This is a genomic window from Niabella ginsenosidivorans (assembly GCF_001654455.1).
GTDB lineage: Bacteria > Bacteroidota > Bacteroidia > Chitinophagales > Chitinophagaceae > Niabella > Niabella ginsenosidivorans.
In genome coordinates, this window is the sequence record NZ_CP015772.1 from 3,155,333 (window position 1) to 3,177,039 (window position 21,707).

The window sequence follows — 21,707 nt, forward strand, 5'->3', positions numbered from 1 at the left end:
GTTTTATATGCAAAATCGTTTTTGTGATTCTAAATTACAACAGTCAAAATTAATTAACAAAATTTTTTTACGCAGAATTTCTGATAATAAGCTCAGGGGCAACAAAAACCCCGGTTTTCTGTTTGATTTTCTGACGACTATCCATTTGAGCCAAAAGCAATTGCATGGCACAATCTGCAATTTCCTGCACCGGCTGACTAACTACAGAAATAGCTGGGGAAGAAAAGCGGAAAAGATCAGTGTCGTCAAAACTCAGAACAGCTACCTGCTGAGGGATGGATCTGTTCAGGTCTTTAAGTGCTTTAATACCAAACATTCCGAGGTAGTTGGTAGAAAAGACCACAGCATCTATTTGCGGGTATTTTTCAAAAAACCGGGCTATATCTTTTATATACTTGTCTTTATCCTGGTAATAGGGAAGTGTTAGCAGCAATCGCTTCCGGAAAAGCTTTTGTTTCTGAAGAGTGTCTGTAAAAGCTTTTTCCCGTTCATGCATCTGTATCTGATCCAATGCTACATTAACAAATGCAATATTCTTTTTGCCTTTATCTAATAAATATTGCGTAGCCCTGGTGATACCGCCATAATTGTCTACCAGCACAAAAGGAATATTTTCATCAGGAAAATACCTGTCCAGCAATACTAAAGGCTTCCTGTTCTTTTTCAGTTTCAGTATCCCGCTTTTCATGCCGGTTGAGGGAACAATCAAAAAACCATCTACCTGTTTGGCAAGCACCTGCAGCAGGTCATTCCCTTTTTTATCGTCGTTCTCTGTGCTTCCATAGACCACCCGGTATCCGGCCCTGGCCGCTGCAAACTCTACTGATTTGGCAAGTGATGCAAAAAATGCATTTGCAATATCCTCCACAATCAATCCGATCACCTGCGTGCGGCCGGTACGCAGGCTTGCAGCTGCACGGTTAGGCACGTAGCCCGTCTTCTGTATAACGGCCTGCACATGCTTTACCATGTCTTCGCTCAAACGCATTTGCTCATGCTTCCCGTTAACAACAAAAGAAACAGTAGAAGGAGCTACCCCTGCAATCCTGGCAATATCTTTTATGGATAAATGCTTCACAAAAAGTAAAAAGGCTTTGCTAAAATAAAGAGTATGAATGATATTTCATGCATATAACGCTCCTCTGCGCAAAATATTTTTATCAGGGGCTTTCAACAGACTGCCAATAAGCAGGCTGTTTATGCATTAAAATGTCTGAGCCAGTGATATAATAGGGGGCATAAGCTCCCGCCCAGCGGGGGTAATTCTGTTGAAAACTGCTTTTTGCCTGCGCCATCAGACGTACCTGGCCGGAATCATCAACAGCGAGCCCGCCGGATGCTGATTTATACAACCAGTCCGTATGCCGCTAATTCCTGTTTGGTTTGCCCGTAATTCCGGTGAATGATGCCTTTGATCCCCAGCCCCTGTGCTACCTGTACAAATAATGGCCGGTCGTCAATATAAAGTATCTGCTCAAGGGGTACCTGTGCCATATCCAGGGCTACTTTAAAAATATCCACATCCGGTTTCCTTAGATGAACAAAGCTGGAGGATACAAAAAAATCGATAAAGCCGGTGAGCTGAAAGGTCTCGATCCGGTACCGGTTCAGCTCCCGCCCCTCATTGCTTACCACAACGGTCTTTAATTGGTATTGCGCTTTAAGCTTTTTCAACAGTTGGATCATATCCTCATAAGGCTGGGAATAGTTGTACATGAACTGCTTAAATGTTTCTTTGGAAAAGCTTCTTGGTTCGTAAAATACAATACGGTCCAGGTACTCATCCAGCAATAATTTGCCGGACTCATAAGTATCAAAGGTCAGATGGTGCCTGTCTTCCAGCTCAGCTGCGTTCAGCTTAAATTTTTCAACGGCCTCAGCGCGGGCCTTACGGTCCCAGCCATTGGTTAATAACACACCTCCGATATCTGTAAAGATGGCTGTAATTTTTTGAGACATGAATTGAGATTTGAGTTATCAGTCCCGATAGCTATCGGGATCAGTTATTAGTTTTCTGTTTTCAGCAGGCAGTAGCTTGTATCAGAGCCCGTACTTTCACTCGCCACTTCATGAACCATAAACTATGAACCACGAACTATTGACCATTGACTATACCCTCATACACCATTACGCAATGGTGATTTTCTTTTCTAAATAAACATCCTGTATGGCATTCAGTAATGCAATCCCTTCTTTTCTTGATTTCTGAAATGCTTTCCTGCCGGAGATCATGCCCATGCCGCCTGCCCGTTTATTGATCACAGCAGTGCGTACCGCTTCCATCAGGTCTTTCTTTCCCTCAGAGGCGCCGCCCGAATTGATCAAACCGGCACGGCCCATATAGCTGTTGATCACCTGGTAGCGGCAAAGGTCAACAGGATGATCTGATGCCAGCTGGCTGTACATCCTTTTGTCAAATTTTCCGTAAGAAACCCCATCCGCATTCAGCGCAAGGTACCCTCCGTTATTTTCCGGTAATTTCTGCTTTACAATATCTGCCTGTATTGTTACGCCCAAATGGATTGCCTGACCGGTCAGATCGGCTGATACATGATAATCTTTCCCCTCTTTTTTAAAGGCGCTGTTCCTTAAGTAACACCACAGCACAGTAGCCATCCCCAACTCATGCGCACGATCAAATGCACGGGCAATTTCTGTAAGCTGCCGGGTGCTTTCCTCAGAACCAAAATATACGGTAGCTCCTACTGCAGCAGCGCCCATATTCCAGGCGTCTTCTACCCTGCCGAACAATACCTGGTCAAATTTATTGGGATATGTAAGCAGCTCATTATGGTTGATCTTTACAAGAAAAGGAATCTTATGCGCATACTTGCGCGACACGGCGCCCAGCACTCCGAAAGTGCTGGCAACAGCATTACAGCCCCCTTCTATGGCCAACCGAATAATATTTTCGGGATCGAAGTATTCCGGGTTGGCGGCAAAGGACGCGCCTGCACTGTGCTCTATGCCCTGGTCAACCGGGAGAACAGAAAGATACCCTGTACCTGCCAGCCGGCCTGTATTAAAGATCTGCTGCAGGCTTCTTAGTGTTTGCCCGTTCCTGTTGGAAGGCAAAAATATTTCATCAACAAAGGCAGGATTGGGGAGGTGTAACTGGTCTTTGGAAACGGTTTTGCAGGTGTGGGTAAAAAGCGATTCGTTTTCCTTACCCAGCAATTTTACGATCTGGCTATAATTCATAACGCTTTTTTTATTACCCAAATGTAAGGTGAATTAGCTTATAGTCAATGGGGCATAGCTTATGGTTTGCCAGGGTTACCGGGTTGCATACAAAAAGCCCCGCCCGGTAATTACCAAAGCAGGGCTGCCTAAAAGGAGTCCTTTATTTAGTTTAAATGCGATTCAATTTTCTTTACAAAGTTGCCCTTGGGCTGAGCTCCTACCAGCTTATCTACCACCTGGCCGCCTTTTATAAAAAGGATGGCGGGAATGGAAGTAATACCATAGTTCATAGAAACCTGAGGATTCACATCTACGTTCACTTTACCTATATTCACTTTTCCTTCATATTCTTTTGAAAGCTCCTCAATAACCGGACCGATGGCACGGCAGGGACCACACCACTCCGCCCAGAAGTCAACTACGGTCAGCTTATCAGAGTCTAAAACCTCTGTTTGAAAATTGGAATCATTAAATTCTTTTGCCATTGCTACTATTTTAATTAATTAAGAGTTGGAAACCCAACAACAAATTTAGTTCCCAATTCAATAACAGGCAATATTGGCAAAAAGTTGTGAAGAAAATGTCAATACCCTGTACAATGCCTGACAAACAACCGCTAACAGGCGTTAATGAACCGCTGGTTGCTGTATACTATCCGGAGTATGCCTGTACCTGAATACCAGCATAAATATAATACCAATAATGAAAGCGTAGGCCGCAAAAATAAACCATACAGCCTTCCAGTTAGTACCATTATCTTCTGTATAATGCTGTATGAGCCACCCGCTGCCAAAACTTCCGATCATAGCGCCGATGCCATTTGTCATCATCATAAACAGCCCTTGCGCGCTACCACGGATCATGGCAGGCGCTTCCCTTTCAATAAAGAGCGAACCTGATATATTGAAAAAGTCAAAAGCCATACCGTATACAATCATAGAGAGTATTAAAAAAAACAAACCACCTCCGGGATCACCAATCCCGAATAATCCAAAACGTAAAAACCACGCAAACATGCTCATCAGCATAACAGTTTTAATCCCGTATTTCCGGAGAAAAAAGGGTATGGTAACAATAAAAACCGTTTCGGAGATCTGAGATATTGATATAAGAATATTAGGATATTTAACACCTGCGGTATTGGCAAAGGCCGGATCAAACTTAAAATGATCAATAAACGGCACTCCCCATTGGTTTGTAATCTGTAACGCAGCGCCCAGAAACAGTGAAAATATAAAAAAGATGGCCATTTTGGGAATCTTAAACAATTTTAAAGCTTCGATTCCAAAAGCCTGTGCAAGGGTTTGCGCGCCCTTATTATCCGGTTTGCAAGGAGGTAAGGTAAAACAATAAAGCCCGGTAACCAGTGCGCTTACGGCTGCAAAAACAAGCTGCGTAGCAGTAAGCGTCCAATGGAACAAATCCGTGAGCCACATAGCAGCGATAAAACCTATTGTACCCCATACCCGTATGGGAGGAAAGTATTTTTGCGGCTCCAATCCGTTATTCTTTAAAATATGGTAAGAAACTGTATTATTTAAAGATATCGTAGGCATATAGGTGGCACATACCAGCAGCATAGCCCAAAACATCCTGGAGGGCGTATCTATAGTAGAAGCATAATATAAAGCAGCAGCACCAATAATATGCGTTATACCCAGCAGTCGTTCAGCATTCACCCAGCGATCGCTGATAATTCCGAGGATCGGCGGCATAAATACAGAAGCGATTCCCAGTGTTAAAAAAATGGCACCTATTTCCTCACCCTTGAAATGAAGCGTTGCATACATATACCCTCCTATAGAAGTTAAATAAGCTCCCCAGATAAAAAACTGCAAAAAATTAATTATCGTCAATCTGAATTTTAAACTCATGGGCAATGGATGCTTTTAAGAGATAAAATTATGGGTTTCCGTTATATGTATTTCAAAATGTGAGAATTTTGTTGAGATTTGAGATATGAGAATTGAGATTTCAGTGTTCAGAACTCAGTCATCAGTGTCCGGATCAGGCATCGAGGATCCTGAGATGAACCACGGACCGTCCACAATTTAACTCCTGCGCCCTGCTTGCTGCCTGCCACTGCCCATGTCCTCAGTTTTCAGTCCGATCTATCAGGATCAGTTTTCAGATTCCCGTATTCCCCCCACTCCTTACTCCCATTTACTACTTACTGTTCCCCCATAATCCGGCTCGTTTTTTCAATACTTATTACCTTTGCTGAAATTTCATACTATGGCAATCGTGATGAATGAAGCAATTCTTCCAAAAGATCCTGATCTTAAACATATAGCAAAAAAAGTGTACGCAGGCGGGCGTATTACTGATGATGAATGTTTGATCCTGTTTGAAAAGGGCAGCCTTGGTTTTACAGGCGCTCTTGCCAATTATGTACGTGAAAAACTGCATGGCGATATTACCTATTTTAACCGCAACTTCCACATTGAGCCTACCAATGCCTGTATCTATACCTGTAACTTTTGCAGCTACAGCCGCGTATACGCGCACCGGGATGAAGCCTGGGAACTGGGCCTGGAACAGATGCTGGATATTGTAAAAAAATACGACAATGAGCCGGTTACCGAGGTGCATATTGTAGGCGGTGTGCACCCGAAAATGAACCTTGAATTTTTTGCGGAGTTGTTGAGAAAAATTAAAGCGCACCGCCCCGATCTGCATATAAAAGGATTTACCGCGGTAGAGCTGGACTATATGTTCCGCAAGGCAAAAAAAACGGTTGAGGAAGGCATGCAATACCTGAAAAATGCGGGCCTTGAAAGTATGCCCGGCGGAGGTGCCGAGATCTTTGCGCCGGAGATCCGCAAACAGATCTGCCCGGATAAGGTAGATGCCGATGGCTGGCTGAAGATTCATGAAACCGCGCATAACCTGGGTATGCATACGAATGCCACCATGCTGTACGGACATATTGAAAGCTTTGCAGACCGGGTGGATCATATGCGCCGGTTACGGGAATTGCAGGATAAAACAGGGGGCTTTAACACCTTTATCCCGCTGAAATTCCGTAATAAAGACAATGACATGAGCCATGTGCCTGAATCTACTTTAATTGAAGATATGCGCCTTTATGCCATTGCACGCATCTATATGGACAATTTCCCTCACCTGAAGGCCTACTGGCCCATGCTGGGCCGGCAGAATGCCCAGCTGGCGCTATCCTTTGGTGTAAATGACCTGGACGGCACTATTGATGATACCACAAAGATCTATTCTATGGCGGGAGCAGAAGAGCAAACCCCTTCCATGACAACGGAGGACCTGGTTGTGCTGATCAAACAGGCTAAGCGCCGGCCGGTAGAAAGAGGCACTCTGTACAATATCATTAAAGATTATAGTGAAGCGGAGCCGGAATATAGTTAATCAATAAGAGAGCAGCATTCAGTTATCAGACAGGAAATTAAGATCTGAACGATCAGAAACCTCAGACCGATCCCCGGCTGATTAGGATTTTTACGGTTTTTTAAATAAATTGCTGGTAAAAATATTGCTGTCATGTCAAAAGTATCTAACATTCTTTCCCGTAAAGGCCATGCTGCCATCAGCATTCCCCCTTCCACTACTGTATACCAGGCGCTGGAACTGATGGCTGAAAAGAATATAGGCTCCCTTATTGTAAAAAACGGGGACGAGTACCTGGGGATCATAACGGAACGTGATTATTCCCGGAAAGTGATCTTAAAAGGAAAGCATTCCTCAGATACAACAGTGGCTGAAATCATGTCTACCGACCTGCCCAGGATCGCTCCTGAAGATTCCGTGGAGCATTGCATGGAGCTCATGAGCGATAAGAACATCCGCTATTTGCCCGTATTCAGCAATAATCAACTGGCCGGCGTCATATCCATCAGCGATGTAGTGAAGGAAACCATCCTGCAGCAAAAGGAAACCATTGACCATTTACAGGATTATATACACGGCAACGGGTAGCACCGGCCTCAATTGCTGACGCCGGTTAACAAAAGGTTCTCCTGTCAACATACAGCCACTTTTATTGTTTAAAACAGATGAAAGCAATGTGCGCAGCCTGATGGCGGTGCAGTTACTACTGCACCGCTTCCAAAGCTCCGGGGTTTACGAGGCTCTTTTGATTTGATAAAAACAGTTGTTGCGTCAAAGAAGCGAAGCCGGCTGCAGATCAGCCATCCGGCCTTTTGATCTGGCTGCTTTTTTATGGCTTTTGAAAATCTCTTTTATGGTTCTTTTTTCTTTTCTTTTTTGCGGGGGTAGGTTCCGTTAAAAGAGCATTGCAGCGCTCCCAGCCTTGAACCACAACCTTCTACTTCCTGAAGGGTAATGCTGTTCTTTTCAAAAACAAATCTGAGCACGCAGGGGTCACCTCCCTGGCGGTAGACCGCTGTAGCCGGAGCATTAAAAACAGCTTCCCCTTTCAGTTCTCCCATGCATTGTTTGTCTCTATCTTCCAGGTGGATAAAAAAACGAAAGCGACCTTCCCGCTGCCCATCCCGTATGGAGATCAGTTCTGTTTTTCCTTTCCCGTAATCGCCTGAATATTTCTCCTTCCGGGGTAATGTATCAATCGGGTTAACCAGTTCCGTAGTGCCATCGCCCAAACTATCCGTCATGATCAGCATAAATTTTCCGGCAGCTTTATTCAGCACAAACACATCATTCCCCGTAATCTCAATTCCGTTTGCCAGTTTCTGGGTCGCATTTTTGTTGATGTTGAGCCTTGGGTCAATAGTTACAGATACAGTCTTATCTGTGCCCCTGGAAAGCTTTATCACCGGCAGCCCTGCAATAAACTTCTTTTTTTTATCGTACGCTGTGATCAGCAATATTTTTTGAGAAGGAGTCATACCTCTTGAAAGCAGATAAAAATCCCCGCTTCCCGCATCAATTGACCCAACCGGGTAGTACCGCGGCCTGGCGTTAGCGCCAAAAGCAGCAATAGTCAGTGAATCGGGAACAAACTGATGAAAAACCTGTGGCGCTATCAGGTTAGAATCATTCTCCTTTTCCGAAAAAGTAGAATCACCATATGTAAACGGGAGCGTCAGTTTAGGGTATACCTCCATAAATTCATCCATATTTACTTCATCTCCCCCGGTCATGCTCTTTTTTTTCTTTCCCCCGCACGCCGTGGCCAACAGGATGAGCATCAGCAGAAAGCAATAAAAAGGTCTGTTCATACATGATTAATTATGGAACAAAGTAAATAAAATCCTGCCTGATATTAAGAAAAATAAATTTTACCGGAATAGAAAAATATTTTAGATTAGCCTAAATTTTTGTTTAGATGGAATTAAAAATATCCCCCGCCGAGGAGAATTATATAAAGGCCGTTTATCACTTACAGCAAAATGAGCAGCCGGTGAATACCACCGGCCTGTCGGATCTGCTCAACACGGCCCCGGCTTCGGTTACAGATATGCTCAAAAAGCTAAAGCAAAAAAAACTGGTCAGCTACAAGGCCTATTATGGCTGCACCCTTACTGAAAGCGGGAGGAAACAGGCTCTGGCCATCATCCGCAGGCACCGGTTATGGGAATATTTTCTTTCCAAAAAACTGGGTTTTAACTGGGATGAAGTGCACGCAATTGCCGAAGAGCTGGAGCATGTAGGCAGTACAAAGCTGATCAACAAGCTGGATGCTTTCCTGGGGTTCCCAAGGTTTGATCCTCATGGTGACCCCATTCCTGATGAAAAAGGCAACATCATAAAAATGGAGAACAAAATGCTTACAACCGTAGCCTTACATACGCCCTGTATTGTAACGCAGATAGGGCTTCAGTCGAACGCCGTGCTGGAAATGCTGGATGAAAAAAATATTAAAATAGGTACCGTACTCGAAATAAAAAAACGTTTTCCCTTTGACCAGTCTCTTGAAATAAGAACAGGACATAAGCATATCACCCAAATTTCAAAAGAATTATCCCAAAATATTTTAGTAAAAGATTATGAGTAAGCATCATTCTGAACTTTCATTAAGCGAGGTACATGAATCGGTAGATACCACAGCATCCCACAAACCTAAATGGAGGCGCATTCTGGCTTTTTTTGGGCCGGCCTATCTGGTAAGCGTGGGCTATATGGACCCTGGTAACTGGGCTACTGATCTGGCAGGCGGCAGCCGGTTTGGGTACAGCCTGTTGTGGGTGTTGCTGATGAGCAACCTGATGGCGCTGCTATTGCAAAGCCTGGCCTCAAGGCTTGGGATTGTACGGCATAAAGATCTTGCACAGGCCAACAGGGAAGCCTATCCCAGGGGGATCAATTTTATCTTATACCTGCTTGCAGAAATAGCGATTGCCGCAACGGACCTGGCCGAAGTAGTGGGAATGGCAATTGGTTTGCAATTGCTGTTTGGCCTGCCGCTGATGTATGGCGTGTTGATCACTGTTCTGGACACTTTTTTACTGATGCTCTTACAGCGCTTCGGGATGCGCAGGCTGGAAGCGTTTGTTATTGGCCTGATCTTTATCATTGCCATGTCCTTTTTTATACAGCTGATGGTGGCCCGGCCCGATATAAAGGAAGTGGCAACCGGGTTTGTACCCAGGCTGGAGAACGACGCAGCGCTTTATATTGCTATTGGTATCATCGGCGCTACGGTAATGCCGCACAATCTTTACCTGCACTCAGCGCTGGTGCAGACCCGCAAATTCAAAAACACCGGCGATGGAATAAAAAAGGCATTAAAATATAATTTCTGGGATAGCGCAGTAGCGCTGAACATGGCCTTCCTGGTGAATGCCGCTATCCTCATTCTGGCAGCAACCGTATTCTTTAAAACAGGAAGAACGGATGTGGCGGAAATAAAGCAGGCTTATGAATTGTTGCCGGGCCGCCTGGGCAGCGAGATCACATCCAAGCTTTTTGCAGTAGCCCTGATCGCCGCAGGCCAAAGCAGTACCGTAACCGGAACACTGGCAGGACAGATCATCATGGAAGGATACCTCAAACTGCGCATCAATCCGTTAGTGCGGCGCTTATTAACACGGCTGATCGCCATTATACCGGCCGTGCTGGTCATTGCGTTTTACGGAGAGGGCGAAATCAATCAACTCCTGATCTTAAGCCAGGTAGTTTTAAGCATGCAGTTAGGCTTTGCCATTATTCCGCTGATCCATTTTGTAAGCGATAAAAAAACCATGGGGCAATTTGCCATTACTACCACCACCAAAGTAGCGGCATGGCTGATAACCGCTGTCCTTCTCTATTTAAACAGCAAAATGGTAGCAGACGAGATCAGCGCTTTCTTTACAGCCGATGTTTCCCTGTTCTGGAAGTTGATCGTCATAACAGGTACAGCAGGCCTCATTGTGCTGCTGGGCTATACCATTTATTATCCCTTCAGCAAAAGAAGCAAACGGGCCAGCTCCTCTCCTGTTCACCCGGAGCCGGCACAGCTTGATCTTTCAGATGGTTTGCGCTCACATGACGTAATAGCTATTGCAGTGGATTTTGGGAAAAATGACAGCCGTTTAATTGCACAGGCATTAAAACAGGGCTCCCCCGCAACAAAATTTGTATTAATACATATAGTGGAAAGTGTGGCCGCGCGGTTTAATAACAAGGAAATAAAAGATCAGGAATCCAAAACCGACAAAATCTATCTTGATAATTATGCAAAACAAATAAGACAGCACGGTTTCAAGGTGGTTTGGGAGCTGGGCTATGGCAGCGCTTCGCGGGAAATACCCGGAATTGTAAAACGCCTGAATGCCAGCCTGCTGGTAATGGGCGCCCACGGGCACAAGGCCATTAAGGATTTTATTTATGGCAGCACTATTAATAATGTGCGGCATAATGTAAAGATCCCGATCCTGATCATCAATAACGATGAACATCCTGTAAGCAGGTCAGAATAAGATCACAGGTTCTGCAGCTTAACGCCTGATTTGTCCGATGAAGTTTTGAAACACATTGATCTGTCCTTTAAGCGACACAAATACGACTACAAATATGATCCCGAACACGGCACCCCACAAATGCGCACCATGATTGATACGGCCACCACCCTGCCGGTCGAGGTAAGCGGAGATCAATAAATAGATGCCGCCAAAGATCCATCCCGGAATATCTACGGGAATAAAGAAAAAACGGATGGGCATGGTAGGATACAGAATAATGCTGGCAAAGATGACCGAAGATACGGCACCGGAAGCGCCCAGGCTGCGGAACTGGTAATCATCCTTATGCTTAAAATAATCCGGGATGCTTGATATGATCAATCCCCCGATATAAAGAATGATATAGTAAAGCGTGCCTTCAGCACCAAAAATAACAGGGTTGTAAAAAAAATATTCCAGGAGACGGCCAAACGAATAAAAAGCAAGCATGTTAAAGGCCAGGTGCATCAGGTCGGCATGGATCAGGCCATGCGTCAGAAAACGGTAGTATTGATGTCTTTTTGAAATAGCTGGCCCAAAAAAGATCAGTTCGTCAATAACTTTGGCATTACTGAACCCCCATAAAGAAACGGCTACGGTAATAATGGTAATGATGAGTGTAACGGTTATTTCCATTGGCTAAAAATAGCTACAATTCCCAATATCTCATTCTCAATTTCTCATTTCTTATTTTTTATTCCTTATTTATCATTTAAGAATGATGATATTTTTCATTTTTCAGGATAGTGCAGGCACGGTACACCTGCTCTGCAAGGATGAGCCTTACCAGCTGATGCGGAAATACCAATTGCGATAAGCTCCATAAGGTATTTGCCCTTCTGTGAACGGTTTCATCCAGGCCAAAAGCACCACCAATTAAAAAAATGATCCTCCGGGTGCCTGCATTGGCACGGTGCTGTAAAAAAGCTGCCAGTCCTTCTGAGGTCATTTGCCGGCCCCGCTCTTCCAGGGCAACCAGGTAATCTTCTTTTGCAATTTTGGAAAGAATGAGCTCCGCCTCCTTCTTTTTAAGCTCTTTGGGTTGCAGCTGCGCAGCTTCTTTAGGCACAGGGATCAGTTCCCATTCCAGCTTAAAATAATTCCCGATCCTGCCGGAAAATTCTTCTACTCCACTCTTTACATAATCTTCATGGTGTTTGCCCACCGCCCAGAATGCGATCTTCATGCGTGGTTTTTTTGTAAAACTATGGCTGCAAACCCATTGCAGAAAAAGAATTAGCAGGTTTTTTACAGGTGTTTTGTAAAAACCAAAAAAACACCTATCTTTGCCCCCCATAAATCGGCCCCGTAGCTCAACTGAATAGAGCATTTGACTACGGATCAAAAGGTTTCAGGTTTGAATCCTGACGGGGTCACAAAAAGTCTCAACGGAAGTTGAGGCTTTTTTGTTATCAAGAAATGATCCAAATTGAGGCTTTACATATAATTTATTTTCAATTAATTAAGATATTTTGATTGAAAAGTTTCATCAACTTTTTATCAGGAATTAATATTATTTTAAACAGAAGCTTTTATATCTCCATTTTGCTATTTCTACCTCGATTTTGAAAATTTGCAAACAAAATGCATAAAAAGATTTCAGGCAGAATAGCTGTCATATTTGATAATTTGATATCATTAATAAAAAAGAGCTTATAGCAGCTCTTCATCAGTGAAGCTGCAATAAACCTCATTAGATAACGATCAAGGTGATCTAACAACGTAATATCCAATACTCGCCACAGATTTTATTTTTTGCGTGATATACTGACCGGCTGTGCCCAGCGTAAAATTTGAACTTGGATGATTGTGAGATATAATGATGCTTACAGCATTTGCCTTTAAAGCAGCCGCAAATACTAATTCCGGATCCGCAATAGTACAGTAATACCACCGGAAGCGATGTTATCCGGGCTCCAAATAGTTTGTAGCAGATTTGCTGCATCTTTGGATGAACTGATTTTAAGACGTTCAGATGCTTTCACTGTTACTTTGCAGATCAACTCCATTTCAGCAACATTTTACCAGGCTGCAGATGTTATGGCATTTTCCATAATTCAGTCGTTTGAAAGTTAAAAATTAATTAACCCATTGCAAGCCTGTTACAGATACGTTGCCGGGCTTTGTGAAAAGGATTAGTGAGACAATAGAAAATGTGATTATATATAGAAGCTCGTTTAGAGCTGAATCAGGATTTGTACATGCTCAGTCGTTCAGTAAGTTATTCAAAAGCTAAACCCATCTTTCTCCTTTGGCGTTCAGGCAGTCGTTTAATTTAAAAACTCAATCGCTAAACTTCATTTTGACTACAACAATCCGACTTTTGGCTACATCTGTTTTTTGACTTCGTTGCAACTTTGCTTCAACAAAAAATAATTAAAATGAAAATATTTGTAACAGGGGCTTCAGGATTCGTCGGCTCTGCAGTAGTCAGAGAGTTAATCAGCGCAGGGCATCAGGTAATTGGCTTAGCGCGTTCAGAAAAATCTGCAAATATTGTCAGCGAGGCAGGTGCGGAAATTTTGTTGGGAAAACTTGAAGATTTGGACCTTTTAAAACAAGGTGCTTTAAACGCTGATGGTATTATTCACATGGCATTTTTTCACGACTTTATGCTAACAAACGACTTTTCGCAATTTATGAAAGCTGCGGAAATGGACAAAAATGCCATCAATGCAATGGGCGAAACGCTGATCGGCACAGGCAAACCAATAATAGTAACTTCAGGAATGCTGGGCTTGCCCCTCATCAACGGATTTGCAACAGAAGAAAGCACCACGCAACATTCACCACGCACTTCGGAAGCTACCGCTTTGGCTTTGGCAGAAAAAGGCGTTAACGCTTCAGTTATTCGTTTAGCACCGTCTGTTCACGACAAAGGTGACCATGGTTTTATTCCGTTCATTATTTCGCTTGCCCGCAAAAATGGCGTTTCAGCTTATCCTTCCGAAGGAACGAATCGGTGGTGTGCCGTGCATCGTTTGGATGCTGCAAGGGCTTTCCGTTCAGCAATAGAAAAAGGCATCAAAGGAGCATTGTATAATGTTGTTGGCGACACAGGCATTAAACTTAAAACAATCGCAACATTAATTGGCGAAACGCTGAACCTGCCCGTTACATCTTTGTCGGGAGAAGCGCTTACAAAACATTTTGAATGGATGAGTAATTTCATCACAATGGATAGCCCTGCCACAAGTTTCAAAACACAAGAGCAATTAGGCTGGAAACCTGAACACATCGGTTTGTTGGAAGATATGCAACAGAATTATTTTTAAATTTACGTTATGGAGCAGCGGCAACCAGTAAGAATAAGAACGATCAGCGAATTTCACCGGTTAAGAGGTTTGCCTAAACCAGAACATCCGCTTATCAGCGTGATTGATTATGCTTCTGTTAACCGGCCTGCAAATATTGACGAAGTGAGTTGGATTTTTGATTTCTATCAGGTTTCGCTTAAGCGGGGAATTGACGGAAAATTCAAATATGGGCAGCAGGAATACGATTTTGATTTTGACGAGGGTGTAATGTTTTTTATAGCGCCCAACCAGGTTTTCAGCATTACAATTGACAGTCATTCAGCAACAAAACGTTCGGGCTGGATGTTGCTCATTCACCCCGATTTCTTTTGGAACACTTCGTTGGCGAAAAACATCAGGCAATATGAGTTTTTTGATTATTCCGTGAATGAAGCCTTGTTTCTGTCAAACAAAGAAGAAAAAACACTCAACGGAATTATAGAGAATATCCGGCAAGAGTATCATTCCAACATTGACAAATTCAGCAAACAAATTATCATTTCGCATATTGAAGCATTACTCAATTATTCTGAAAGGTTTTACAACCGTCAATTCATCACAAGAGAAAAAGCCAGCCATCAGATTTTGGAACGTTTGGAAAACTTATTGACTGATTATTTCAACAACGATGATTTGACTTCAAAAGGTTTGCCCACAGTTCAATACATTGCAGATACATTAAACGTTTCACCAAAGTATTTAAGCAGTTTACTTAAAGTGCTGACCGGGCAAAGCACACAGCAGCACATACACGAAAAGCTGATTGAAAAAGCAAAAGAAAAATTATCAACCACAAATCTTTCAGTAAGTGAAATTGCTTATGCATTAGGATTTGAACATTCCCAATCGTTCAGCAAATTATTTAAAACAAAAACCAGTCTTTCGCCGTTGGAGTTCAGGCAATCATTTAATTGACACCTGGCAATGTGAATGATATTTTTACGATGTTATACCAATAATAAAAAGTTATGGATATTCCGCTTATTAAAGAGTTTTATTATAATGTATCTATTGAGAAAGTTTGGGGCGCTTTAACTGATAAGGATAAAATGAAGAACTAGTATTTTCCTCAACTAAGAAAATTTGAGCCTGCGGTTGAATATAAATTTCAGTTTGACGATAATAGCTCCGAATATCAAAAAGAATGGGTTGTAACCAAAGTGGCAGCAGGCAGAACGTTAGCACATAGCTGGGCTTATAAAGGCTATCCGGGAAGTTCAGAAGTTATATTTGATTTATTTGCGGAAGGAAACAAAACCCGGCTAAGGGTTACTCAAACCGGCCTGGAAAGTTTTCCCGATGACCCGCAATTTAAAAGAGAGCGGTTTGAATGGGGATGGGATACTCTTCTCGGACATAACCTGAAGCACCTTCTTGAAAAAGGCTAAGAAATCGGAGCGCCTCTATGCCTCCAAATAACTCAGCAGCAGAAAGATAACTTTGCTCACGCTATAGTAAGCCTGTGCACAGGAGCCTTTGGGTCACTTTTGCCTGCTTTTCCATAATTATGAGGACATGGGTTGGTAGTTTAAAAAGATCATCCCGGTATTGTATTGCCTCACTTCGGCAAGTTTTAAATTTTTCGGATTTACTTCCGGGGTAAAAAGGCTTCTACCTCCGGCAGTTAATACAGGGCAAAGCTGGATGTGATATTCATCAATAAGATTTTCCTTCATTAATGCCTGTGCAAGGGAAATGCTTCCCCATAAAACCATGTTCTTACCCGGTAATGACTTAAGATGCTGAATGGCCGGAACGGCATCGCCGCTGACGATTTCCGCATCCGGCCATTTGCCCCAGGGAGCTACTGCAAGGGTATTGGAAAAGACCATCTTTTTTGTCCCGTTCAGCTTGTCAGCAATAACTTCCTGGTCAGTGGTCGCCGTTGGCCAGAAGTCAGCAAAGAGCTGATAGGTTTTGCGGCCCAGCAAGATGGTATCAATAGTTTGCAGAAACCGTAGCTGGTCCTGATCTGAATACGTATTTTCTTCAGGCGACAGCCGGGTAAAAAAATCCAGATTTCCTTCCCTGTCGGCAACATATCCGTCTAAGGACACCCATTCCTCTAAAATCAGTTTTCGCATACTATTTTTTTGTTTAATTGGTATAGAATGATGCTCTCGCTTAATTGTCTGTTGGTTGTCAAACTTATTAAGTTACTACAAAATCAGCAGGGTGCAAACCCGTCAAAAAAGCGGGCAATTTGCGCCCGAATGAGCCATAATTGTACCCATCTACATTGCAGGAAATTATTTTTCAAAAAATTTGTGATCTTTGTCCCCGGCTTTGAATGTCAGTCGTCATTAAGATGAATCAAAAATTATAAATGATGAAAGAATTCTTATTATTATTCAGGGCAGACTATAAGTCTATGCCGAAAGAATCGCCGGAAGAAATGCAGGCAACTACGCAGAAATGGATGAACTGGTTTGCCGGGATTGCAGCCCAGAACAAATTTGTGGGAGGCACCCACCTGAATGATTCCGGGAAAGTGGTAAGAAATGGCGATGTGATCTTAGACGGGCCATACGCTGAAATCAAAGAATCCATTATGGGCTATACCCTTATTAAAGCGGCATCGCTTGATGAAGCTACGGCATTAGTAAAAGATTGCCCGATCCTTGCTTTCGGAGGTAATGTAGAGATCCGGGAAACGCCCGATTGCGGTTTTAGTGAAGAAAAAAATATGTAATAATCTTTTAAAGGCTCCTGCTGAAATGCAGGAGTTTTTCTTTTGTGATGAACCACAGTGAAATACCCGGACATTTATTTAGAACAGAGTATAGCAAAATAGTAGCCGTGCTCTGTAAAATATTTCATTTGAAACATATTGAAATAGCAGAAGACATCGCCAGCGATACCTTCCTGAAAGCATCTGAAAGCTGGGCTGTTCAGGGAATACCAGCCAACCCGACCGCATGGCTTTATACCGTTGCAAAGAATAAAACCAAAGATTATTTCAAACACATCGCTGTTTTTGAAACTCAAATCCAGGAAGCGATGAGGCCAACCGGAATTGAAACAGAACAGGAGTATGAGTTTAGCAGCCAAAACATTTCAGACAGTCAGTTAGCCATGATCTTTGCGGTTTGCAATTCATCAAATTCTATCGGAGCACAAATTTGCCTGGCACTTCAAATCCTTTGCGGCTTCAGCGTGGAAGAAATTGCCAATGCTTTTCTTGCAAAACCGGAAACTATAAAAAAACGTTTGCAAAGAGCACGGACCAATCTTCGGAATGATCATTTTCAGATATCCGTTTTAAGTGAAGCTGAAATCAAATTGAGATTAGACACTGTTTTAAAGACTTTATACCTGCTTTTTAACGAAGGTTATTTTTCAAAAACCAACAACCTGATCATTAGAAAGGACCTTTGCTCAGAAGCAATCAGGCTGGCATTGGTGTTGACAGGAAATGCATTAACCGATACTCCGGAAACAAAAGCTTTGCTGGCTTTAATGTGTTTTCAAAGTTCACGGCTTGCGGCAAGGACAAACGATTCCGGCGAGGCCATCCTTTTTGATGAGCAGGACAAAAATTTGTGGGATAAGGCCTTAATTGAAAAAGGCAATTACTATTTGATAAACGCGTGCAAAGGAAATGAAATTTCAAAATATCATTTGGAAGCAGCCATTGCTTATTGGCACACCACGCCAACGGATCAGAACAAATGGCAACACATCCTTGGCTTGTATGATCAACTGGTTACTATTGAATATTCCCCTATAACAGCATTGAACAAACTATTTGCATATGCTAAAGTTCACGGGCATGCCGGCGCCATAACCGAAGCTGAAAAATTAAACCTTGCCGGAAACAGCTATTATCACGGACTATTAGGCTATTTGTATGCAGGTACAGATGCTGATAAGGCAATCCTGCATTACGAAGAAACCATTAAACTGACAAAATCACAAATGGAAAAACAAACTTTGCAGAAGCAAATTAAAAAGCTAAGGAAGAAAAGAGCAGCAGGTGACAGAATTTGAACTATAAAGACTTGATTGTCTGAATACAGAATAAAATTGCATTATGCATAAAGTAAATTATATGTAAGCTATTCTTCGGCCAGCTTACTGCTCTGCTTTTTTCCAGCATTTTTCATACAGAAGTAACATTTTAATCAGACCTAAAAGTTTCCCGAAAACGCAACGCTTTTTTTGTTGATCTGTAATGAATTTCACTTGTATGCTATTCCCCGCTGCTCAGAAGATGCGGGAACGCAGAGGGGTTGACCAAAAAGTCTGTTTATAGTAGCTTGCCGTTCTGAACTTGTTTCAGAATCTATTGACAATAAAACGCCATTTTAGATGCTGAAATAAATTCAGCATGACAAAAGAAACTTTTTGGTCAGGGCCCTGCAGAGAACGATTGTCAGTGCTGTTCAGCGATTTCTACGGGAGTATTGAATGGCACCAGCCCTTTCTTTTGGTTCTACCGGGATGTCGGAAGTGCCATATCCTAAAACAGGTCCATCTGTTTTTAGAGACTTTTTAATGCTCTGGCTATTGAGTCGCAACACTTTGTTTAGATCTGTAATAAATTTCATTTGCATATTAACCCCAAAAGATCATCACAACTACTTCCACATAAAATCCTTTAAGACTACCTCCTTTAAAGCTGTCAGCCTATTCTGAATAAATTGGAGGGTATTAAAAATATCAAATTCCCATAAACCTGAAAGGCGCTGCTTCCCGGAAATTTGAATTTGACAAACCGTTGAAGGTAGCGTACTGTTTCAGGTCCAGCCGCATCGTTCTCACACCTCCGTTCGGCCCTTTATATACTATGCGTGTACAGGCGGCAGCTTCCTTTTGAACGAAAAGAAATGCTGCAATAAAAAATACAAGTACGTCTTTCATCATTCAACCGTTTATTTAATGAATAAAGTCTATATAGAACTATGTTATAATATTATACTTTATTGGGGTTGAGCCTATTGATCATTCGTATGGATAGCATCCCGGGAAAATACGTAAAGGCACAGCAATAAAGGGCTGAGCAGCGCAATTCATCTTCTCAAAATACACCTGGTAAGGTGTTTGAATTTAGTTGTCATAATTTTGCATTATATATTTAAAATAATAAATCATTTTCTCATAATTTCCGATACTGATGTATTCGTTCGTACTATGAATACTTTGTTGCTCAGCACTATTAATTTTAAAGGGGATAAACCGGTAAATATTTTTGCTGACAATCTGGTATTTATACGCATCTGTTCCACCTACGGTAAGATAGGGCGTTGTTAAAACACCAGGGAATACCTTTTGAATGCCGGCCTCTATCATTTGATAGGCTTTAGTGCTGGTCTGTGATACAGCGGAAGCCTCTCTTGTGTTATCGATCTCTTCCACCTCCACATCAAAGCCTTTTGTGGCGTTTGCAATATGCTCTTTCACCTCCTTAACAGTATTGCCGGGAAGTAACCTGAAATTAACTACAAACGATACTTCCGGTGAAAGAACATTAGTACCGTCACTTCCTTTCATCATGGTTAAAGCGGTGGTAGTACGAACCAATGCATTCGTAGAATTATTCTTTGTTAATTGAGACAGTAATGCTTTTTTTAAAAGCCATTTGTTGGCAATAGCCAGCCGGGTGGTAAAGGACATAGTGCCGCCAACATTATTAAAAAACTCCTGTATAAGCGGGGTAATGACCGGCTTCATCTGGTTATCTTCTAATCGCTGCATGAGGATAGCCGCCTTACCAATGGCGCTTTCCAGAGGGGGCATGGAAGAATGCCCGCCCAGGCCTTTAACTTTTATCCTTGCAGATAAAAACCCTTTCTCCGCACAACCGATCAATGCAACATCAGTATCTATCCCGCCGATACTTCCCTTTTCTAATATTACGCCTCCTTCATCATAAACCGCATCAAATTCCAATCCTTTTTTTTTAAAGTCCTCTGCAATTTTTACGGCTCCTTTTCTTCCCCCGACTTCTTCATCAAAGCCAAAGGCCAGATAAATATCCCGCTTAGGGGCATACCCTTCTTTTATCAAGCGGGTCATTGATTCCATTAAAGAAAAAAGCATTCCCTTCATATCCAGGGCTCCTCTTCCATAGATCCGCCCATTGGCAACCGCCCCTGAAAAGGGCGGATAATCCCATTCTTTGGCTACTGCTGTCACAGCCGGTACTGCCTTATCCTGGAGTCTGAAGATCTGTTCTTCCTTATTTTTAACGGGAGCATCTCCGGGAGGAACCACATCCATATGCGATAAAAACAAAATGGGTTTCAGGGCAGGGTTGGTGCCCTTCCATTTAAAAACCAATCCATAACCGTTCACCTCATAGTTTTCCGTTTGCTGATACACTAAAGGATAATTATTTCTCAGATATCTTTTGAACGCATCAAAGCTGGTATAATCAAAATCGCCCAGTTCGCCCGTAGAGACTGTCGGAATTTTTAGACCCCCGGAAAAGCGGTAAATGGCTGAATCATCTCTTGATATATTCACCGCTTCAGCCTGGTTTACCGGTATTTTTTTAAATGAATAGGTAAAGGTTTTAATCAGGACAAAACCGATTAAAACAGCCAGAATGATTAACAACCATAAAAGGATTTTTCTCACAGCTTTCATGTTAATAGCATTTATTCTTAATTATCAAACAATATTTATAAACTTTAGCAGCAGCAGTCCTGGTTAAAAAAAGCAATTCCCGAACGTCATTTTATCAAAATCTTACGCCTATCCGGGATTGGCCGCTAAAGCCCGCCTGCACTTTCTCATAATACGTGACTGCATCGGTTTGATAAAACTGAAATCCTGGTTACACCGATCAACAATATCAGTTTTTACTTTTTATATCGTTTTCTCAATCCTATTAATAAAGCCGCGTGGCCATGCTTTTCCACCTATTCTGTAATTATTATTACGTTGTAAACAATGTTTTTTTTACTAAAGGGAAATATTCTTTGAGCCTTTACTGAAGGGCTTAATAAAATGGCAGAAAAAACAGCAGCGGCTTGCATGCATTTCAGAATAAGAGGATTGTTATTAATGCGGTCTGCCAAATTTACGATTTAAATATCAATAAAAACCAAATCAATGCAGTCGTTTTTGCAGCCTGAAAGGTCAAAAAATGCGTACCGGGGCAGCAAATATTTCAAACCAACGCCCGCTGATTGGTGTTCTTTATGTAATAACAATATTCCGGATCTGTCAAAAAAAAATCCATGCTGATTGTACAACAAGATGAATGAACCAATCAATCGTTTCCGGTTTATCAAACAAGATACACCCTCAATCTGACTGTCTATCCTGCTATCCGGTGTAAATAGAACTCTAAAGTACGGGATGCCCCAAACTGGTACCTTTTTGCACTTTTTGATATTTCCATATT

At 42.3% G+C, this 21,707-nt stretch carries 20 protein-coding genes, 1 tRNA gene and 1 pseudogene; 10 read left to right on the forward strand and 12 right to left on the reverse strand.

Annotated elements, in window-relative coordinates; genetic code table 11:
- Nucleotides 1–67: 67 nt before the first annotated feature.
- The 5 genes from A8C56_RS13115 to A8C56_RS13140 form a co-directional block, all read right to left on the reverse strand.
- On the reverse strand, nucleotides 68–1,078 hold the full coding sequence (locus A8C56_RS13115; protein WP_067756786.1) for a LacI family DNA-binding transcriptional regulator: 1,011 nt from the start codon (nucleotides 1,076–1,078) through the stop codon (nucleotides 68–70).
- Between the two features lie 266 nt (nucleotides 1,079–1,344).
- On the reverse strand, nucleotides 1,345–1,959 hold the full coding sequence (locus tag A8C56_RS13125) for an HAD family hydrolase (protein ID WP_067756792.1): 615 nt from the start codon (nucleotides 1,957–1,959) through the stop codon (nucleotides 1,345–1,347).
- Nucleotides 1,960–2,127: 168 nt separating this feature from the next.
- Nucleotides 2,128–3,201 carry a class I fructose-bisphosphate aldolase gene (locus tag A8C56_RS13130; protein ID WP_067761995.1) on the reverse strand — a complete coding sequence of 358 codons (1,074 nt, stop codon included), beginning with the start codon at nucleotides 3,199–3,201 and terminating at the stop codon, nucleotides 2,128–2,130.
- Nucleotides 3,202–3,347: 146 nt separating this feature from the next.
- Nucleotides 3,348–3,668, reverse strand: a complete 321-nt coding sequence (trxA, locus tag A8C56_RS13135; protein WP_067756795.1) for a thioredoxin — start codon at nucleotides 3,666–3,668, stop codon at nucleotides 3,348–3,350.
- 141 nt (nucleotides 3,669–3,809) lie between these two features.
- A complete protein-coding gene (locus A8C56_RS13140; RefSeq protein ID WP_317041069.1) occupies nucleotides 3,810–5,039 on the reverse strand; it encodes a nucleoside permease in 1,230 nt (409 codons plus the stop codon).
- Nucleotides 5,040–5,418: 379 nt separating this feature from the next.
- On the opposite strand from A8C56_RS13140, the gene mqnE reads away from it, so the two are divergent.
- Nucleotides 5,419–6,564, forward strand: a complete 1,146-nt coding sequence (gene mqnE, locus A8C56_RS13145) for an aminofutalosine synthase MqnE (RefSeq protein ID WP_067761996.1) — start codon at nucleotides 5,419–5,421, stop codon at nucleotides 6,562–6,564.
- Nucleotides 6,565–6,696: 132 nt separating this feature from the next.
- Nucleotides 6,697–7,131, forward strand: coding sequence for a CBS domain-containing protein (locus A8C56_RS13150; RefSeq protein WP_067756801.1), 435 nt, complete (start codon nucleotides 6,697–6,699; stop codon nucleotides 7,129–7,131).
- A 263-nt stretch (nucleotides 7,132–7,394) separates the two neighbouring features.
- Here the strand turns inward: A8C56_RS13150 and A8C56_RS13155 are convergent, their stop codons facing one another.
- A complete protein-coding gene (locus tag A8C56_RS13155) occupies nucleotides 7,395–8,354 on the reverse strand; it encodes a hypothetical protein (protein ID WP_067756804.1) in 960 nt (319 codons plus the stop codon).
- Between the two features lie 107 nt (nucleotides 8,355–8,461).
- Here A8C56_RS13155 and A8C56_RS13160 point away from each other — a divergent pair, with 107 nt between their 5' ends.
- A complete protein-coding gene (locus tag A8C56_RS13160) occupies nucleotides 8,462–9,130 on the forward strand; it encodes a metal-dependent transcriptional regulator (protein WP_067756806.1) in 669 nt (222 codons plus the stop codon).
- Nucleotides 9,123–11,036, forward strand: a complete 1,914-nt coding sequence (locus A8C56_RS13165) for an Nramp family divalent metal transporter (RefSeq protein ID WP_067756809.1) — start codon at nucleotides 9,123–9,125, stop codon at nucleotides 11,034–11,036. Before A8C56_RS13160 ends, A8C56_RS13165 begins: the two co-directional genes overlap by 8 nt.
- A gap of 18 nt (nucleotides 11,037–11,054) precedes the next feature.
- Here the strand turns inward: A8C56_RS13165 and A8C56_RS13170 are convergent, their stop codons facing one another.
- A complete protein-coding gene (locus A8C56_RS13170; RefSeq protein ID WP_067756811.1) occupies nucleotides 11,055–11,693 on the reverse strand; it encodes a rhomboid family intramembrane serine protease in 639 nt (212 codons plus the stop codon).
- 76 nt (nucleotides 11,694–11,769) lie between these two features.
- Nucleotides 11,770–12,243 (reverse strand): 23S rRNA (pseudouridine(1915)-N(3))-methyltransferase RlmH, encoded by a 474-nt coding sequence (locus tag A8C56_RS13175; protein ID WP_067761997.1) that lies wholly within the window; start codon nucleotides 12,241–12,243, stop codon nucleotides 11,770–11,772.
- Nucleotides 12,244–12,359: 116 nt separating this feature from the next.
- Here A8C56_RS13175 and A8C56_RS13180 point away from each other — a divergent pair.
- Nucleotides 12,360–12,433, forward strand: a tRNA-Arg gene (locus A8C56_RS13180).
- Between the two features lie 328 nt (nucleotides 12,434–12,761).
- On the opposite strand, the gene A8C56_RS25505 is transcribed toward A8C56_RS13180, so the two are convergent.
- The gene (locus A8C56_RS25505; RefSeq protein WP_084490427.1) at nucleotides 12,762–12,935 is read right to left on the reverse strand and encodes a JAB domain-containing protein; all 174 of its coding nucleotides are present in this window, start codon (nucleotides 12,933–12,935) and stop codon (nucleotides 12,762–12,764) included.
- Nucleotides 12,936–13,438: 503 nt separating this feature from the next.
- Between A8C56_RS25505 and A8C56_RS13185 the strand changes: the two genes are divergently transcribed.
- The 3 genes and pseudogenes from A8C56_RS13185 to A8C56_RS24120 form a co-directional block, all read left to right on the forward strand.
- Nucleotides 13,439–14,332 carry an SDR family oxidoreductase gene (locus A8C56_RS13185; RefSeq protein ID WP_067756814.1) on the forward strand — a complete coding sequence of 298 codons (894 nt, stop codon included), beginning with the start codon at nucleotides 13,439–13,441 and terminating at the stop codon, nucleotides 14,330–14,332.
- Nucleotides 14,333–14,341: 9 nt separating this feature from the next.
- Nucleotides 14,342–15,268 (forward strand): helix-turn-helix domain-containing protein, encoded by a 927-nt coding sequence (locus tag A8C56_RS13190; RefSeq protein WP_067756818.1) that lies wholly within the window; start codon nucleotides 14,342–14,344, stop codon nucleotides 15,266–15,268.
- A gap of 224 nt (nucleotides 15,269–15,492) precedes the next feature.
- Nucleotides 15,493–15,741 (forward strand): annotated as a pseudogene (locus A8C56_RS24120) (SRPBCC family protein); the annotation flags it as partial.
- 117 nt (nucleotides 15,742–15,858) lie between these two features.
- Here A8C56_RS24120 and A8C56_RS13200 read toward each other — a convergent pair.
- Nucleotides 15,859–16,437, reverse strand: coding sequence for a dihydrofolate reductase family protein (locus A8C56_RS13200; protein WP_067756820.1), 579 nt, complete (start codon nucleotides 16,435–16,437; stop codon nucleotides 15,859–15,861).
- 242 nt (nucleotides 16,438–16,679) lie between these two features.
- Here A8C56_RS13200 and A8C56_RS13205 point away from each other — a divergent pair, with 242 nt between their 5' ends.
- Entirely contained in the window at nucleotides 16,680–17,045 is a 366-nt protein-coding gene (locus A8C56_RS13205) for a YciI family protein (RefSeq protein WP_245645457.1), read from the forward strand.
- Nucleotides 17,046–17,173: 128 nt separating this feature from the next.
- The gene (locus A8C56_RS13210) at nucleotides 17,174–18,343 is read left to right on the forward strand and encodes an RNA polymerase sigma factor (protein WP_245645459.1); all 1,170 of its coding nucleotides are present in this window, start codon (nucleotides 17,174–17,176) and stop codon (nucleotides 18,341–18,343) included.
- A gap of 672 nt (nucleotides 18,344–19,015) precedes the next feature.
- Here the strand turns inward: A8C56_RS13210 and A8C56_RS13215 are convergent.
- Together A8C56_RS13215 and A8C56_RS13220 are read right to left on the reverse strand one after the other, a co-directional pair.
- A complete protein-coding gene (locus tag A8C56_RS13215) occupies nucleotides 19,016–19,219 on the reverse strand; it encodes a hypothetical protein (RefSeq protein ID WP_067756829.1) in 204 nt (67 codons plus the stop codon).
- 183 nt (nucleotides 19,220–19,402) lie between these two features.
- Nucleotides 19,403–20,935, reverse strand: a complete 1,533-nt coding sequence (locus tag A8C56_RS13220) for a M20/M25/M40 family metallo-hydrolase (protein WP_084490428.1) — start codon at nucleotides 20,933–20,935, stop codon at nucleotides 19,403–19,405.
- Nucleotides 20,936–21,707: the final 772 nt, after the last annotated feature.